Annotated in this window: 12 protein-coding genes, 18 tRNA genes, 2 rRNA genes and 1 other annotated feature (1 of these 33 running past the window's edge); of the genes, 5 read left to right on the top strand and 27 right to left on the bottom strand. The window is 49.9% G+C overall.

Annotation, left to right across the window (positions count from 1 at the left end; translation table 11 throughout):
- Positions 1–64: a binding site (T-box leader), on the bottom strand (it extends 137 nt beyond the left edge of the window).
- Between the two features lie 249 nt (positions 65–313).
- The 3 genes from EGT51_RS06875 (at position 314) to EGT51_RS06885 (ending at position 3,017) form a co-directional block, all read left to right on the top strand.
- Entirely contained in the window at positions 314–949 is a 636-nt protein-coding gene (locus tag EGT51_RS06875; protein ID WP_225428695.1) for a phosphatase PAP2 family protein, read from the top strand.
- Complete coding sequence (locus EGT51_RS06880) at positions 950–1,516, top strand: class I SAM-dependent methyltransferase (protein ID WP_135368010.1); 567 nt, start codon at positions 950–952, stop codon at positions 1,514–1,516.
- A gap of 565 nt (positions 1,517–2,081) precedes the next feature.
- Positions 2,082–3,017 (top strand): hypothetical protein, encoded by a 936-nt coding sequence (locus EGT51_RS06885; protein WP_135368011.1) that lies wholly within the window; start codon positions 2,082–2,084, stop codon positions 3,015–3,017.
- Between the two features lie 132 nt (positions 3,018–3,149).
- On the opposite strand, the gene EGT51_RS06890 is transcribed toward EGT51_RS06885, so the two are convergent.
- The 6 genes from EGT51_RS06890 to EGT51_RS06915 form a co-directional block, all read right to left on the bottom strand.
- Complete coding sequence (locus EGT51_RS06890; RefSeq protein ID WP_135368012.1) at positions 3,150–4,475, bottom strand: glycosyltransferase family 2 protein; 1,326 nt, start codon at positions 4,473–4,475, stop codon at positions 3,150–3,152.
- Between the two features lie 9 nt (positions 4,476–4,484).
- A complete protein-coding gene (locus EGT51_RS06895; protein ID WP_167850161.1) occupies positions 4,485–4,997 on the bottom strand; it encodes a hypothetical protein in 513 nt (170 codons plus the stop codon).
- Positions 4,997–5,800, bottom strand: coding sequence for an EAL domain-containing protein (locus EGT51_RS06900; RefSeq protein WP_135368014.1), 804 nt, complete (start codon positions 5,798–5,800; stop codon positions 4,997–4,999). The genes EGT51_RS06895 and EGT51_RS06900 overlap by 1 nt, the downstream gene beginning before the upstream one ends.
- Before the next feature lie 727 nt (positions 5,801–6,527).
- Positions 6,528–7,259 (bottom strand): adaptor protein MecA, encoded by a 732-nt coding sequence (locus EGT51_RS06905; protein ID WP_135368015.1) that lies wholly within the window; start codon positions 7,257–7,259, stop codon positions 6,528–6,530.
- Positions 7,260–7,405: 146 nt separating this feature from the next.
- On the bottom strand, positions 7,406–7,813 hold the full coding sequence (gene spxA / locus EGT51_RS06910; RefSeq protein ID WP_135368016.1) for a transcriptional regulator SpxA: 408 nt from the start codon (positions 7,811–7,813) through the stop codon (positions 7,406–7,408).
- A 203-nt stretch (positions 7,814–8,016) separates the two neighbouring features.
- Positions 8,017–8,757, bottom strand: a complete 741-nt coding sequence (locus tag EGT51_RS06915) for an MBL fold metallo-hydrolase (protein WP_135368017.1) — start codon at positions 8,755–8,757, stop codon at positions 8,017–8,019.
- Between the two features lie 124 nt (positions 8,758–8,881).
- Between EGT51_RS06915 and EGT51_RS06920 the strand changes: the two genes are divergently transcribed.
- Entirely contained in the window at positions 8,882–9,379 is a 498-nt protein-coding gene (locus EGT51_RS06920) for an antibiotic biosynthesis monooxygenase (RefSeq protein WP_135368018.1), read from the top strand.
- Positions 9,380–9,509: 130 nt separating this feature from the next.
- Positions 9,510–10,733, top strand: coding sequence for a DUF2075 domain-containing protein (locus EGT51_RS06925; RefSeq protein ID WP_135368019.1), 1,224 nt, complete (start codon positions 9,510–9,512; stop codon positions 10,731–10,733).
- A gap of 95 nt (positions 10,734–10,828) precedes the next feature.
- On the opposite strand, the gene EGT51_RS06930 is transcribed toward EGT51_RS06925, so the two are convergent.
- The 21 genes from EGT51_RS06930 to EGT51_RS07030 all read right to left on the bottom strand — a co-directional run.
- Entirely contained in the window at positions 10,829–12,031 is a 1,203-nt protein-coding gene (locus EGT51_RS06930) for a diaminopropionate ammonia-lyase (protein WP_318531300.1), read from the bottom strand.
- Between the two features lie 56 nt (positions 12,032–12,087).
- A tRNA-Asp gene (locus EGT51_RS06935) sits at positions 12,088–12,162 on the bottom strand.
- Between the two features lie 5 nt (positions 12,163–12,167).
- Positions 12,168–12,241, bottom strand: a tRNA-Met gene (locus EGT51_RS06940).
- Positions 12,242–12,263: 22 nt separating this feature from the next.
- A tRNA-Glu gene (locus EGT51_RS06945) sits at positions 12,264–12,336 on the bottom strand.
- A gap of 9 nt (positions 12,337–12,345) precedes the next feature.
- Positions 12,346–12,433: transfer RNA gene (locus EGT51_RS06950), tRNA-Ser, on the bottom strand.
- A 4-nt stretch (positions 12,434–12,437) separates the two neighbouring features.
- A tRNA-Ile gene (locus EGT51_RS06955) sits at positions 12,438–12,512 on the bottom strand.
- 6 nt (positions 12,513–12,518) lie between these two features.
- Positions 12,519–12,589 (bottom strand) — tRNA-Gly (locus tag EGT51_RS06960).
- 21 nt (positions 12,590–12,610) lie between these two features.
- A tRNA-Phe gene (locus EGT51_RS06965) sits at positions 12,611–12,683 on the bottom strand.
- A gap of 53 nt (positions 12,684–12,736) precedes the next feature.
- Positions 12,737–12,811 (bottom strand) — tRNA-Asp (locus EGT51_RS06970).
- A gap of 3 nt (positions 12,812–12,814) precedes the next feature.
- Positions 12,815–12,888 (bottom strand) — tRNA-Met (locus tag EGT51_RS06975).
- Positions 12,889–12,898: 10 nt separating this feature from the next.
- Positions 12,899–12,988: transfer RNA gene (locus tag EGT51_RS06980), tRNA-Ser, on the bottom strand.
- 31 nt (positions 12,989–13,019) lie between these two features.
- A tRNA-Ile gene (locus EGT51_RS06985) sits at positions 13,020–13,093 on the bottom strand.
- Positions 13,094–13,107: 14 nt separating this feature from the next.
- Positions 13,108–13,181, bottom strand: a tRNA-Met gene (locus EGT51_RS06990).
- A gap of 28 nt (positions 13,182–13,209) precedes the next feature.
- Positions 13,210–13,283: transfer RNA gene (locus tag EGT51_RS06995), tRNA-Pro, on the bottom strand.
- A gap of 6 nt (positions 13,284–13,289) precedes the next feature.
- Positions 13,290–13,363, bottom strand: a tRNA-Arg gene (locus EGT51_RS07000).
- Between the two features lie 36 nt (positions 13,364–13,399).
- A tRNA-Gly gene (locus EGT51_RS07005) sits at positions 13,400–13,471 on the bottom strand.
- A 4-nt stretch (positions 13,472–13,475) separates the two neighbouring features.
- Positions 13,476–13,548, bottom strand: a tRNA-Thr gene (locus EGT51_RS07010).
- A 48-nt stretch (positions 13,549–13,596) separates the two neighbouring features.
- Positions 13,597–13,669: transfer RNA gene (locus EGT51_RS07015), tRNA-Lys, on the bottom strand.
- A gap of 3 nt (positions 13,670–13,672) precedes the next feature.
- Positions 13,673–13,745 (bottom strand) — tRNA-Val (locus EGT51_RS07020).
- A gap of 6 nt (positions 13,746–13,751) precedes the next feature.
- Positions 13,752–13,868 (bottom strand): 5S ribosomal RNA (rrf, locus tag EGT51_RS07025).
- A gap of 69 nt (positions 13,869–13,937) precedes the next feature.
- Positions 13,938–14,030, bottom strand: a 23S ribosomal RNA gene (locus tag EGT51_RS07030); the annotation flags it as partial.

Below are 14,030 nucleotides of genomic sequence, written 5' to 3' on the forward strand. Positions count from 1 at the left end.
TTCACAGCGACCATCCGCTTGCTGAATGCCTTGTCAAACTACTACTTCTCGTCAATGTCTTGGTTTAATCAGATTGCTTTCATCTTAGCAAACCCCCTAGTGAAAAGCAAGGGGCGGACCCCGATTTCTGGAAAAAAGCGTGGGCCCACAGGCGGTTAACTGTTGGCGCACGTTTCGGCCATGTGGTGGAAACTGGTCACCGATAGCCCTGCATTTCCTAAGTAAGCCTAACATCTCTCCCCACTTTCCGTTATGGTATCCCCCTGTGCTATACTGAAATTAATAAAATCATGATATAGGAGGTCACCATTTGATGACCATTTCACGAACACGGTGGCGTTTTACCTGGGCCGCGGGAATTTTCTTTCTAATTGACTTGCTGGGAGTCAGTTTTCAGCAAGGCTGGGTCCATGCGTTGGACCGTCTCGTTATTGGCTGGGTGCGTCAACCGCTACCGACTGGCGTCACACAAGCAATTATTGGGATTACCCATTCCGGCGACCCCAAGCCAGTGACTTGGGTGACGCTGTTGTTGGTAGCCATCCTGGTCATTGCGCGACGCTACCGCGGGGCCTTGTTTTTGGCATTTAACGTGCTGGTCTGGGCCGGCATTGGTAACAGTCTGATCAAGCACCTGGTCCGACGCCCCCGACCGACCGTTGACCGCCTAGTTGCGGCCAGTTCCTACAGCTTTCCTAGCGGCCACTCCATCACGGCCATGTTGCTGTGGGGCTCACTGATCGTGCTGTTGGGCTGGTCGCTACGACAACGGCCATGGCGGCGCCGGTTGGTGGTCGTGGTCCTCAGCCTGTGGATCGTTTGCATCGGCCTGTCCCGCATTTACGTGGGCGTGCACTACCCCACCGACGTGCTGGGCGGCTGGTCACTGGGATTTTGTCTGTTAACTTTGAGTCAATGGTTCCTCACTCGTTATGGAGATGTATTATAAATGAATTTACCCAATGCCTTAACCTATAGTCATACGCTTTTAGCCGAAATCGTCGGCCCAGGCGCCACCGTCGTGGATGCGACCGTGGGCCAAGGCCATGACACGCTGTTTCTCGCCAACCTGGTCGGCAAGACCGGCCGGGTCATCGGCTTTGACATCCAGCAGGCCGCGTTGGCCGAAACTAAACAGCAGCTCCAACTGACCGGCCTCGGCCAACCAGTCGAGTTACACGCCACCGGCCATGAACACGTGGCCGAGTATCTCGCGGCCGACGAACCGGTGACTGCGGCCATCTTCAACCTCGGCTACCTCCCTGGCGGTGACAAATCCGTCATCACCCGCCCAGAAACCACCCTAGCCGCCGTAAAGGCCCTATTGCCGCATTTACCCCGCGGCGGGCGTATCATCCTGGTCGTCTACGCCGGTCACCCCGGTGGCGCCACCGAACGCAACGCCGTGGTCGACTTTTGCCAGCAATTGCCGCAAAAAACTTATCAGGTTCTGCGCTACGGCTTTATCAATCAAATTCACACGCCACCGTTCTTGCTGGCGATTGAGCGCAGATAAAAAGAGTGGCCCTACAGGCGGTTAACTGGTTAGGATTCGTAACATCGCCAATCAACTTAGGCTACTCAATCTGGAAGGGCCAGGGGCACTAGAAAGCAGGCGGGGCGACCCGCCTACTTATTGTGTCTTCGTATTACTATGGTATTGCATAAAATAACAAGTGGAGGGATTTAAATGAGTAAAAAAACGATTAACGTGGCTACAATTGCCATTTTCATGCTTGCATTTTTAATCTTAATTGTAAAAGATGTTATGAAGTGACAAAAGTGGGAAAACGTACAGATCTAAATGGCCCTGATATTATGGCTTCCCAAGAAGCGGCATGGCGTTGGGGAAAGGCAAAAGACTATGTCAGGCAAATGCTACGTAGCAATCCCCGCAAATTTCCAGAGGGGAACGTTCCCACGGCAAATTGTGGTAACTAGGAAAGGTATGGAAGCCGTGACAGGCCACAAGAAAGTGCGAGAATAACAGTAAGCCACCTTGCCGATTAATGGGTGGTTTTTTATGTGCTTCGGATTGCGTTATAATAGCATAACAGGAATTATATTAGGGGGTAATTGGATTGTTCAAAATCAATGGAAAAGGCACTGCATTACTAATGTTGCTAGGCGCTGCGGCGGGGAGCATGGCTATAACTAACGCGTCGGCTAAAAGTAAATTGGATAAGGAAATTAGTAAGATAGATATTAGTAATTTGTCAAATCTGAGTTCTGAATATACGTATGGTGCTAACGCCAATAACAATAGTGTGAATCACTATAATCTTTTTCAAACGTATAAAATTAAGTCTAAGCTAGTATTAACAAACGAGTTTAGGCATAAAAAGGTTATTTTGCCCAAGGGTTCTGTGGTAACAGGTAATAGTGATGGTCAGGGAAACTTAGTTAACGTGGATAATACAACGTTAAGTATCAAGAATCAGAAAAAAGTTTTCAAAAAGTTGGGTAATTGGCATTATAGTAAGACTTTTTTGAAAGAAAATGGGGCTGCTAAGTATCCATATGTACGCACAACGGCGTTTTCCAAAAACTCAGTAGCTGCCTTTCCAATGCTATATGCAAGAAAAGAAACATCTAATTCTGATAATGAGACGACATTTCCTTTCATTTCGGTAACAGCGGATAGCCAACTTGCATATCATTCAAAAGGCCAAGTGTTCAGGGCTACGCGCTATGCAAAAATCAAAAAAGTTAAGCGTACTCACGCAAAAATCACATACTATTTGTCAAAGAGACTGGCTGGGGTGACTACAAAGAAAGTTAGAGTTGGAAACGCATATCGTTATAGGGTTAGTCTAAGGATTGGGCATGTGTTCCAGCCTAGTTTTGCTAGTGACACAGGATCATATCATGTAACGATCAACAATGGAAAGCAAAAGTTTTATTTCGTAATTTTCTCACCTAGCCCGGCTGAGTCGTATCTTGATAATTTAAACGGTAAATATGTAACTCCGCATGAGCAGAAAATATCTTCTGACTATATCCAAAGTTTGTACTAAAAAAAACGACATCAAGTCCCGGAAAATCCGTTTCCGCGAGACGCGATGCCGTTTTCATTTCTAAAAGAATTCTAAAGATACGCCCATCCCCGGTTACCAATTTCCGCGCCCGTTCGTTAGTAACCATAGACGCTACTTTTTTTGCAGCGACTTGCGTTTGGGACTGACCCAAGTGCCGGAACCGAAGCCCAGGATGGTCTTTAGCGCCGGAATAAAGGTCATCACCACCGTGACCGGATTGACCATCCAGTAAAACAGCATGTATAGCGGCGCAAACAGCATGTATTTCAGCTTGATGCCGTGATGGTCCAGTAGCAAGGCCGTCAACAGCTGCATGAAGCCCGCGAACAGCTCAAACGTCACGAAGATAAAGGAAATGACGAGGCCGTGTACGACACGCTCGAAGTCGCCGGTCACCAGAAAGTAGCCCATGGTCGCCAGAAATGCGATCGACGTCAACGTGAAGAAAAACGACCAGATGATCGACAGAGTCGAATCGGCGAACATGGAGATTTGGTAGCGGTGTTCAATCGGGTGTAACAAGAACTTTTTAATGTTGGTCAACCAGACCTCGGTACCCCCTTGGGCCCAGCGCTTCCGTTGCTTGTACAGGTCGCGGATCGTTTCGGGGACGTTCATGTGAAAAATCACGTTGGGCGCAAACCGCGGCACGGCCCCAATCATCTGGTGGTCCCAGGCGATACTGATGTCCTCGGTGGCCCGGTTTTGCCGGAAGCCGCCGACGTCGATCAGAAAATCCTTCTTATACAGCGTGTTGGCCCCACTGTACGCGTACATGGAATCATTGATGGCCGTTTGGCTGCGCTTGATGACACCCACAATGCTGGTAAACTCGACTGTTTGCGACTTGCCCAACAGGCTTGAGCGGTTCTGCACGTCCATGTTGGCGGTCACGGCCGAGGTATTCATGTCACGGTCGCGCATGAAGAAATTCATATACTTCATCAAGGCGTCCGGCTCGGGAATCGTGTCGGCATCGTTGCTGAGAATGTACTCTCCCTTGGCAAAGTACATGCCAATATTAAACGCGTGGGCCTTCCCTTTGTTCTTCAGGATCTCGACCGTACGCAACCGCGGGTATTTTTCCTGCAGGCGGGCAATGATGGCACCGGTGTCGTCGGTGGAGCCGTCATTCATCACCAGCACCTCATAATTGCTGTAATTCAACTGGTCAAACAGGTAGGTGATGGTCTCTTCGATCATGACCTCCTCGTTGTGCGCGGGAATCATGATGGTGATCATCGGCTGCTGGTCGACCGGAATCTCATGCCAGTCGGTATCGCGCTTGTTGGTCTTCAAGAACCGGTAGGACAACGCCCCCGCGAACCAGAAAAACGACCCGATGACCGGATACAAGCATAAAATCAACAAAAAGATGTTCAAGAGCGTCTGGCCCAGCGTGGCCTTTAAAATGCTGTCAATAAAAACGTTAAGCATGCGCGCCTCCTACTCATCCAAATCGTTCAAATCATGCTTGCGGTATAAGTTTTGAATCTGATCCGTGTCCAAGTTTTGTTCCGGCTGGACCTGATACGTCCGAACGTTGTGGCGGAAGTCCTCATCCCCAAACCGGTCGTCCATGAACTTTTCCAGCTCAGTCTCCCGTTTCTTTTGGTTGATCGGATTAAACGTCGGCCACTGTTCCACCACCCGGTCACGCTTGCGGTTCTGGATGATGGTCATCCCCACCGCAAATAACGACACCATCACCAGCGAGAACAGCAGGATGATGCCAATGAATTTGATTTCGAAGATGCCCTCGGAATACGACCACAAATGCGGCACCCGCGGGTCATAAACTGCCCAAAAGGCCGTGACCGTGATGACCACGGGCACCACCACGCAGATCCAGCCGAAAATGGCCACCAGGGTCTGCCAAATTTTCAATCCCCAGTGACCTTTTTCAAAGTACACGTCTGTATATAATTGTTGCTTCGGTTGTTTGGCTTGTTTTGCCACTATTGTCTAGCCTCCTGCGGGTTCATCGGCCGCCCGAACCGGTAGCCTTGCCGGACCCGAATCTTTAATTGCTCGGCCAATTGCTCATCGGCCTCATCTTCGACCCCCATCAAAATCAGTTGGATGTCGTTGTCCTGGGACAACCGGTTCCAAAATTGCAGGTTCAAATCCAGCCACACGGATGGATCCTCCTTGCGAAAGCTGCGCATGGAACATTTCAACGAATCCACTTCTGGCAACAGCCACTCCACGCTCTTCAGGTTGGCCAGAGTCGACCCCACGTTATCGATATCAAAGCGCATGCCGTACGACCGGGCCTCACGCACCCGGCGACGGAGTAACCGCTTGTTGATGTGGTCCTGGTGATTGGCCGTATACTCCACGGCCAGCGACATCGGGGTAATCTTGGAAATGGCCCAACGCACGAAATATCGGAAATCCGGGCTAATGATCTGGTCGTATTCCAGGTTGATGGACAACGTGATGGGCTCGGTCGGCAACGACTTGAACGTGTCCTCCAGTAAAAAAATCACCCGCTGTAAGGGCAAGGAGTCCAACTGTCGTGGTAACGACCAGGAGCCATCGGCGTTGTGCTGGCGTAACAGGCACTCGTACCCCGTGGTGTGGCCCCGAAAGTCGACCTGCTTTTGGATAAAGTAGCGGAGTTCAATTTCATGATTTTCCAAATAGTTATTGGAACTTTTGCGCGAATACCAAAAGTAAATGGCAATAGTGGCAACCAAGACGACCACGGCCACGCCGGTGATTCCTAGCAACACCGTTTCCAGCTGCGCTAACGTCATTTTTCTGCCCACTCCATTTCATAAACTTAACACCCCTAATTTTAATATTTGACGGGGGAAATTCAAGCGATTCACCTAGTGGGTGTCACAATTGATTGAAATTGGGTGGGCCCCTTCGTAGAGATATCGCACCCGGCTACCGTCAAAATAACGATTGACGCATCCAGAGACTGGCGGCGGATTCGCTCCTGTCGCGATAAAGTGGGATTGGCCATATATTGTCCACTAAGCCATTCAGGGTTTAAAATATTCTTTTGTTTATTAAAAAACGCCAAGAATTTCGTTGATAGTTTGTGTGGTTTTTAAGCGATGATGGTTATGGCATCGGATGGAAGAAATGGCCCACCCTCAAAAAATGAGGACGGGCCATTTCTTTATTCTATAATTCAATACAGTCAATTATTTGGCGCTTACCTTTAGCATGACTCAGTATTACGACAACGGTACGCGCGAAGGACAACAAAAGATTGTGCATTTGATGGATCGGTTAGCATGAGAATACAGAAAATGTATATTTGAATTTTGAATATTTAAACATTTTCTGAAAGAAAAAAATCCCCAAACCCCTTGTGCAAGAAGAGGTTCGGAGAAAAATGCACAATATTTATATGAATATCGTAAAGTTGTGCTTTTATTGGGCATTTTACAGGAAAACATAGGAATTGATAGGAAAAGTTAAAAACGCAAATACTGTTATATCAACGTTTCAGGCTCCTACTAGTTCCGATTAATCACTTAAAAAATGAAACCGTGTCAGCTCAAGAGCAGAGTGTTCCATAATCAACTGCCCGTGTTCCGCTAACACATCTGGGGCCACCTTGGTCCGATCGGCGTATTCGTACGCTACGGCCAATTCGTCCTTGATGGACTCGAAGGATGACTCGTTGGTGAAGAAAATCAATTCCAGATAGTAATCGTGATTGTAAAGATACAGGTTGGACGCCGCGTTTTCCAAACGCAAGACGCGTGCCACACTGATCATGTCTTCAAATGAATGTAACTTAACCACGCGAGTCGTCGTTGGCTGGCCCTTGTCGTTCAAGTAGTCTTCAATATCGTTGGAATCGCTGGTGGTCGTCGCTGACTGCAGGTGTTTCATATAATCCCGTGGGTCATCCGTTTCCATCAAGCGCTCCTTAATCTGATCCGACACTTGATCGGGGTGAGCACTATCGACACTAGCATCGCCCTGGTTGTTGTCAGTCGAGGCATCATCCTCGTCTGTATTCTTACTGATAAACAACTCCAGACCGTTACGGTTCGGCAAAACTTGGAAGGTTACCGCGTCGTTGTCTTGGAATTGGTGATCAACGTCGACTTCCTCCAAGATACTGTAGAAGAAGCCTTCGATTTGTTTGTGGTTACCGAGCAGGTCTAAGACCGTAATGCCGCGTTCACTTAAGTCGTCATTACCAATAACCACCCGAATCGTGTTTTCATTGATTCGTTCCATTTCCATGAATAACACCCCTTTCTCGTGGGTTTTGGGTATTGTCCTTGATACTCATTTTAGTCTATTTTACCGGCTTGTAAAGTCATCATACCAAAAAACCGGACTGCAAGTAACATTTTCTCACAAATCCGGTCAGATGCAACTAATTAAGCTTAATTTGCGCCATTTACCAATCGCTGAGCGCGTTGAAGTTCTAATGCGCGGACTTGCCGGGGTAAGAAGCGCCGAATCTCCTCTTCATTGAAACCCACTTGCAGACGTTTGTCGTCGACCATAATCGGCCGCCGCAAGATGCCCGGATGGGTTTGAATCAAGGTAAACAGGTCACGGAGCGGTAAGTCATCTAAGTCAACGGTCAGTTCCTGATAAACACGGGAACGCTTTGACACGATTTCCTCCGTGCCATCTTCGGTCAAACGCAAGATGGATTTGATCTCGTCGATCGTCAAGGGTTCGGAGAAGATATTCTGTTCACGGTACGCAATACCATGTTCTTCGAACCACAGACGGGCTTTGCGACAAGAGGTACAACTAGGCGAGGTGTAGAGCGTAACTGTCATATTCTTTTCCTCCTTCACGGTCAATAGATTTGTTTGATTAGCTCTATTATACCGATTTTATGAGAAAAAGAAAGACCTTTCTTAAAAATATTTAATTTACAATTTTACCCCATCTGCCTATTATTGTATTAACTTGTTACCTAACACCACCATTTTGACAATTAATCAGTTTTAAGCAATTAACATTTCTCGAATAGAAAGCATTAGATTTCGTAAATGGACCCCGCTGAAACGACACTGACCTTCGTGGCTGAACCGGCCGCTTTCTGTGCTTCATTGCCCAGTTGTTGCAAGTCACCCGTTTGTGGCAAATGCGTCAGCAAAAGGCGTTTGACCCCGGCTTGCTTCGCCAATTGACCGGCCTGCGTGGAGGTCAAATGCCAAGCGGGCCCCTGGTGATCGGCGTAGAAATTAGTGTCGGCCAGCAGCACATCGACGCCGGTCGCCCATTCGGCCAGCCCCGCAAAGGCCGCCGTGTCCGCCGTAAAGGCCAGCGTGGCCCCCGTGGCCGTTTCCGTGATGCGGGGCGCATAAGCGGGAACCGGATGATGGGTCGGCAAGAAGTCAAGGGTGAACGGTCCCAGATTCAAGGTCTGGGCCGAATTGTACGCCTGACCGACCGTGGCGTTGGGCCAAGTCAAGGCGCCAAAATTCAAGGGATCGGCAGTGTGTCCATAAATCGGCAAGACCGGTTCGGCCCGTTTGCCCGTCTTCAACTGCCACAAATACTGTAAGACCCCGACGTCGGCGGTATGGTCGTGGTGATAATGCGTCAGCAACACCGCATTCAATTGTAAGGGGTCTAAGACCTTCTCTAAGGCCAACAACGCCCCACTCCCACAATCGACCAGCAACTGGTAATCACCGCTAGTCAGCAGGTAACTACTGGTTCCTACGCCATTGTGGGGGTAACCCCCGTAGCAGCCTAACACAGTTAATTTCACAAGAATCATCCTTTCCTAAACGGTTTATCTTCAGTTTAGCGCGGCGGTTCAAAAGTGTAAACGTTTCGCTTTTTTTCAGAAGAACCTTATAATAAAGGTAACAAACTAGTCAGGAGGGATGAGCATGCTTCATGAATTAGCAACAACTTTTGGCAGTAAGGACCTGTTAGACAAGATTATGGCGGACAATCCGGATCGCAAGATGGTCTTGTTAGCCGGTTCCGATGCCGATGAAGGTCTCCAATTGGTGGACGCCTCCGGGAAACCGTCCGTTTTCAACGGTGGTTTAAACTATCGTGTCCAGCTCCACCAAGGGTCATCTGAATGGCAAGGTTTCTTCAGTTTCAAATACTTCACGTTCGACCAGGACACGGCCAAGGTCTTTGACGCCAAGGCCAATCGCCTGGCCAGCAACGGCCTCCCCAGTGGGATGACCGCGATGTACGTCTTGACCAAGGAGAAGAACGCCAATGAATACGTTCTCCTGACCATCTGGGCAGATAGCGATGCCTACGCGCTATGGCGCCACTCACCGGCTTTTGCGCCGTTTGATCCGTACGCCGTCAGTGCCAACCATTTCCACAGCGCTTCGTATCACCAAGTGACTGCGGACGAAAAATAAAAACGCTTCACACCAGCTGGGACGTGGTCGTTCCGGCTTTTTTGTATCCGCTTGCCTGGCCCACCTGGGTTTTCTCGATCACCCATTCGCGGTACAATGGGCGTATTCTGTTTAGAAAGGTCGTGGTGATTTGTTCACGACACCATCCAACGCCGCAACGGCGAAACTTTCTCCGCTGTTGCCGCTAACGCCGGCCCAGGCCCAGCTGGTCGACCGCATTTTTACCTTTACCACGACACACCTCAACCAACCTGGTCCCGCTATGTTTGCCATCTACGGCGATGCGGGAACCGGCAAGAGTGTCGTTTTGGCCCACCTCTTCAACCGCATCCAAGAAGCCGCCAGAACCCAAGCGACGAGCCCCTTGGCTGGTACGGAGAACTACTTTTTAGTCAACCATCCGGAGATTCTCAAGGTCTATCGCGAGATTGCGGGGCACCAACCTCACCTCTTTAAAAAAGACATCCAGCGACCGACTTCGTTGATCAACCAAATCAGTCAGGGCAAGCGTCAGGCCGACGTGCTGGTCATCGACGAGGCACACCTCTTGCTCTCGCAGCCGGACCACTACAACAATTTCTATGGTCACAATCAGTTAGCATCCTTGATGGCCACGGCCAAGGTCATCATCGTGGTCTTTGACGAGACTCAGGTCCTGCGCCTCAAAAGCTACTGGACGGAACAACGGCTGGAAGCGTTGATGGCCCCGGTCCCTCACGAGGTCTATCGCCTGACCCACCAATTTCGGATGCAGGCCAGCGACGACCTGGTGCGTTGGATCAATGACTTTACCCACCAACGACTCCGCCCGCTGCCCTCATCCGGCGGAACTAACTACGATCTGCGCGTCTTTGCGGACGCCGAAAAAATGCGCCAGGCCATCGTCGCCCGCAACCAGGAAGTCGGCCTGTCCCGCATCGTCTCGACCTCCGGCTACCCGTCCACACTTGACAGGGGCAAACACTACATCACGGAGGGCGCCTTTCACCTCCCCTGGGACCAGTACAACTACACCGCAACGCCCTGGGCGGAACTGCCACAAACCATCAACGAGGTCGGCTCGATCTACACCTGTCAGGGGTTCGATTTGAACTACGTCGGCATTATCTTAGGGCCACCGATTGGCCTAGATGAGCACGAGCATCTGGTCATCCACCTTGACCGCTACACGGACGTCGAGGCGTTCAAGCGCCGCGATGACCTGACGGATCCCCAAGAGCTCACCGCCATTAAGCAACGCCTAATCTTAAATTCCATCAACGTTTTAATGAAACGTGGGGTCAAGGGCCTCTACATTTACGCCCACGATCCCCGTCTCAATCACTATCTCCAACAGGGCCGTCACCTGGCCTGAAACAAAGAGGACCATTACTAGCCAACACGTGCTTAGTAATGGTCCTCTTTTTAAACTGATGCGTTCGTTTATGACGCAATTAATGGTGGTCAACGTTAGCCAACAATCTCTTGATACACCTGCTCATCCGTATCTCCCTCAGTATTAATCACTAACACGCGAGACGCAGGGCCTAATTTCAGTTGTTGCCGCAAAGTCTGGTCCCGTAAAGCGGCATTAACAAAGGCAAATGCAGCAACCCCCGATTCACCCGCAACAATTCGCGGATCATCTTCCTGAGGTCTCGCTAGTACGCGCATGCCGATGCGGGCCGTCTCGTCAGAAAGGGTCCCGTAGTAGCTCGCCGTGTCACGAATGACTGGAAATGAAATCAGGCTGGGTGTCTGGCAATTTAAGCCCGCCATGATCGTTTGCGGGGACCCGGGAACGGTCTGTCTGTCACCATCGGCCCGTTGCGCGGACAAGTAATAACACGCGACCGTTGCCGGCTCAACGATGGTCACTAGCGGTCGTTGGGCCGGTGGTAGAAAGCTAAACAACGCGTCGATGATGCCCGCCGAGAGCTGACCAACCCCTGCTTGTAAAAACAGATGTGTTGGATACTCGTCTGCTGACAACTGCTTAAGGATCTCATCAACGATAATGCTGTAACCACTAGAGATTTCCTGTGGAATTTTCGTATAGCCCGGCCAGGCCATATCCTGAATCAAAATGCCATTGGGATCTTGATCAGCCAGCTTCGTGACCAATTCCACGGTATCATCATAATTTTTCGTCGTAATTTCTACCGCCGTCTGATTAAACGCAGCAATATGCTGGGCCCTGGTCCGCGTAGAGCCTGCCGGCATTTTAACAACTGCATGCGTGCCCAATTGTTCGGCAGCCCAGGCAACACCGCGACCATGATTGCCATCCGTTGCCGTGTAGAACGTGATGTCATCGGCGATCCGTTTCACTGTCGGTGTTTGAAGTTGCGAATACCGCAACTGCGCAATCGGCAATCCGGCCTTTTGGGCAATACAACAAGCCATGGCATAAAGACCACCAGTAGCCTTAAATGATTTTAATCGGTCACTAAAACGTTGCGATTCATCCTTAACCAATAAGCTACCGATATGCTGATTTCGGGCATAATTTGCCAATCGGGTTAACGGTGTTGGCCGATAAAAGGGCACCGATTGGTAAAATTGTGCGACCTGTTTAACCACCCCTGAATCATTAAAGGCGCGCTCCCCAGGACAAAAGGGGCTATCCATTAACTGTATATCAGCCATCACGTCGTATCTCCTTTTTTCCATAGATCTTTTCTCAACAGATACCAAAAAAGCCTCCCCCACAGGAAGACTCTCATGGACGGTCCGTACGAGACTCGAACTCGTGATCTCCTGCGTGACAGGCAGGCGTCCTAAACCAACTAGACCAACGGACCAAATATTGCGGGAGTAGGGTTTGAACCTACGACCTTCGGGTTATGAGCCCGACGAGCTACCAGACTGCTCCATCCCGCGATAATATGAAATTGTGAAACAATGACCCGTACGGGATTCGAACCCATGTTACCGCCGTGAAAGGGCGGTGTCTTAAACCACTTGACCAACGGGTCATAACTAAACGGAGAAGGAGAGATTCGAACTCTCGCGCCGCTTCCGCGACCTATACCCTTAGCAGGGGCACCTCTTCAGCCACTTGAGTACTTCTCCATAATGGGCCTAAATGGACTCGAACCATCGACCTCACGCTTATCAGGCGTGCGCTCTAAACCAGCTGAGCTATAGGCCCATATAAAGCGGGTAACGAGAATCGAACTCGCGACAACAGCTTGGAAGGCTGTGGTTTTACCACTAAACTATACCCGCAATATAATGAGATATATTTAATGGCGCGGGACGGAATCGAACCGCCGACACATGGAGCTTCAATCCATTGCTCTACCGACTGAGCTACCGAGCCATTTAACCATTTAGAAGTTATGAATACCATACTCAGATAACCAAATATGGTAACGGTCCGTACGAGACTCGAACTCGTGATCTCCTGCGTGACAGGCAGGCGTCCTAAACCAACTAGACCAACGGACCAAATTGCGGGAGTAGGGTTTGAACCTACGACCTTCGGGTTATGAGCCCGACGAGCTACCAGACTGCTCCATCCCGCGATAATATAAAAGGAGGATGAGAGATTCGAACTCTCGCGTGATTTTACTCACCTGACGGTTTTCAAGACCGTTCCCTTCAGCCAGACTTGGGTAATCCTCCATAAATAACACATACAAGTGCCCTCTGGTGATGGACCTTGTAGGACTCGAACCTACGACCGAACGGTTATGAGCCGTTTGCTCTAACCAACTGAGCTAAAGGTCCAGTTCAAGTCTAAATCGCGGCGGGGGGGATCGAACCCTCGACCTCTCGGGTATGAACCGAACGCTCTAGCCAGCTGAGCTACACCGCGAAGTGTTAAATAAAATTTATTTATTTAATCGGGAAGACAGGATTCGAACCTGCGACCCCCTGGTCCCAAACCAGGTGCTCTACCAAGCTGAGCTACTTCCCGTTAAAATGCACCCAGTAGGAGTCGAACCTACAACCTTCTGATTCGTAGTCAGACACTCTATCCAGTTGCGCTATGGGTGCAAAATGATGATTTATGCTTAGTACCTCTCGGTACGAAGCGGAAGACGGGATTCGAACCCGCGACCCCCACCATGGCAAGGTGATGTTCTACCACTGAACTACTTCCGCAAAATGCCGACTAGAAGATTCGAACTTCCGACCCCCTGTTTACAAGACAGGTGCTCTACCAACTGAGCTAAGTCGGCATAGCCAGTATCCGTTCAATATCTAATTGCCAAACGCCCGAAGGCGAATGAGCCGTGACAGTCTCGAACTGTCGACCCTCTGATTAAAAGTCAGATGCTCTACCAACTGAGCTAACGGCTCAAATGGAGGATACAGGGCTCGAACCTGTGACCCTCTGCTTGTAAGGCAGACGCTCTCCCAACTGAGCTAATCCTCCAAAACCGCGTAGCGACGTCCTACCCTCGCAGGGGGCGATCCCCCAACTACTATCAGCGTGCTGAAGCTTAACTTCCGTGTTCGGCATGGGAACGGGTGTATCCTTCAGGCTATCGCCACTACACTTTGAAAGAACTTCTTCTTTCAAAACTAGATATTATCAATTCATTTTCTTTGAGAACACCAATTCTACTTGGTTAAGTCCTCGACCGATTAGTACTGGTCCGCTTCACGTCTCACAACGCTGCCACTTCCAGCCTATCTACCTGATCATCTCTCAGGGGTC

This window comes from Levilactobacillus suantsaiihabitans, assembly GCF_004745505.1.
Classification (GTDB): Bacteria; Bacillota; Bacilli; order Lactobacillales; family Lactobacillaceae; genus Levilactobacillus; species Levilactobacillus suantsaiihabitans.

What these genes read in the sequence shown, in the direction of transcription:
- EGT51_RS06875 (WP_225428695.1), top strand. Translation starts at nt 314, where the DNA reads ATGACCATTTCACGAACACGGTGGCGTTTTACCTGGGCCGCGGGAATT.
- EGT51_RS06880 (WP_135368010.1), top strand. Translation starts at nt 950, where the DNA reads ATGAATTTACCCAATGCCTTAACCTATAGTCATACGCTTTTAGCCGAA.
- EGT51_RS06890 (WP_135368012.1), bottom strand. Translation starts at nt 4,475, where the DNA reads ATGCTTAACGTTTTTATTGACAGCATTTTAAAGGCCACGCTGGGCCAG.
- EGT51_RS06900 (WP_135368014.1), bottom strand. Translation starts at nt 5,800, where the DNA reads ATGACGTTAGCGCAGCTGGAAACGGTGTTGCTAGGAATCACCGGCGTG.
- EGT51_RS06905 (WP_135368015.1), bottom strand. Translation starts at nt 7,259, where the DNA reads ATGGAAATGGAACGAATCAATGAAAACACGATTCGGGTGGTTATTGGT.
- spxA (WP_135368016.1), bottom strand. Translation starts at nt 7,813, where the DNA reads ATGACAGTTACGCTCTACACCTCGCCTAGTTGTACCTCTTGTCGCAAA.
- EGT51_RS06920 (WP_135368018.1), top strand. Translation starts at nt 8,882, where the DNA reads ATGCTTCATGAATTAGCAACAACTTTTGGCAGTAAGGACCTGTTAGAC.
- EGT51_RS06930 (WP_318531300.1), bottom strand. Translation starts at nt 12,031, where the DNA reads ATGGAAAAAAGGAGATACGACGTGATGGCTGATATACAGTTAATGGAT.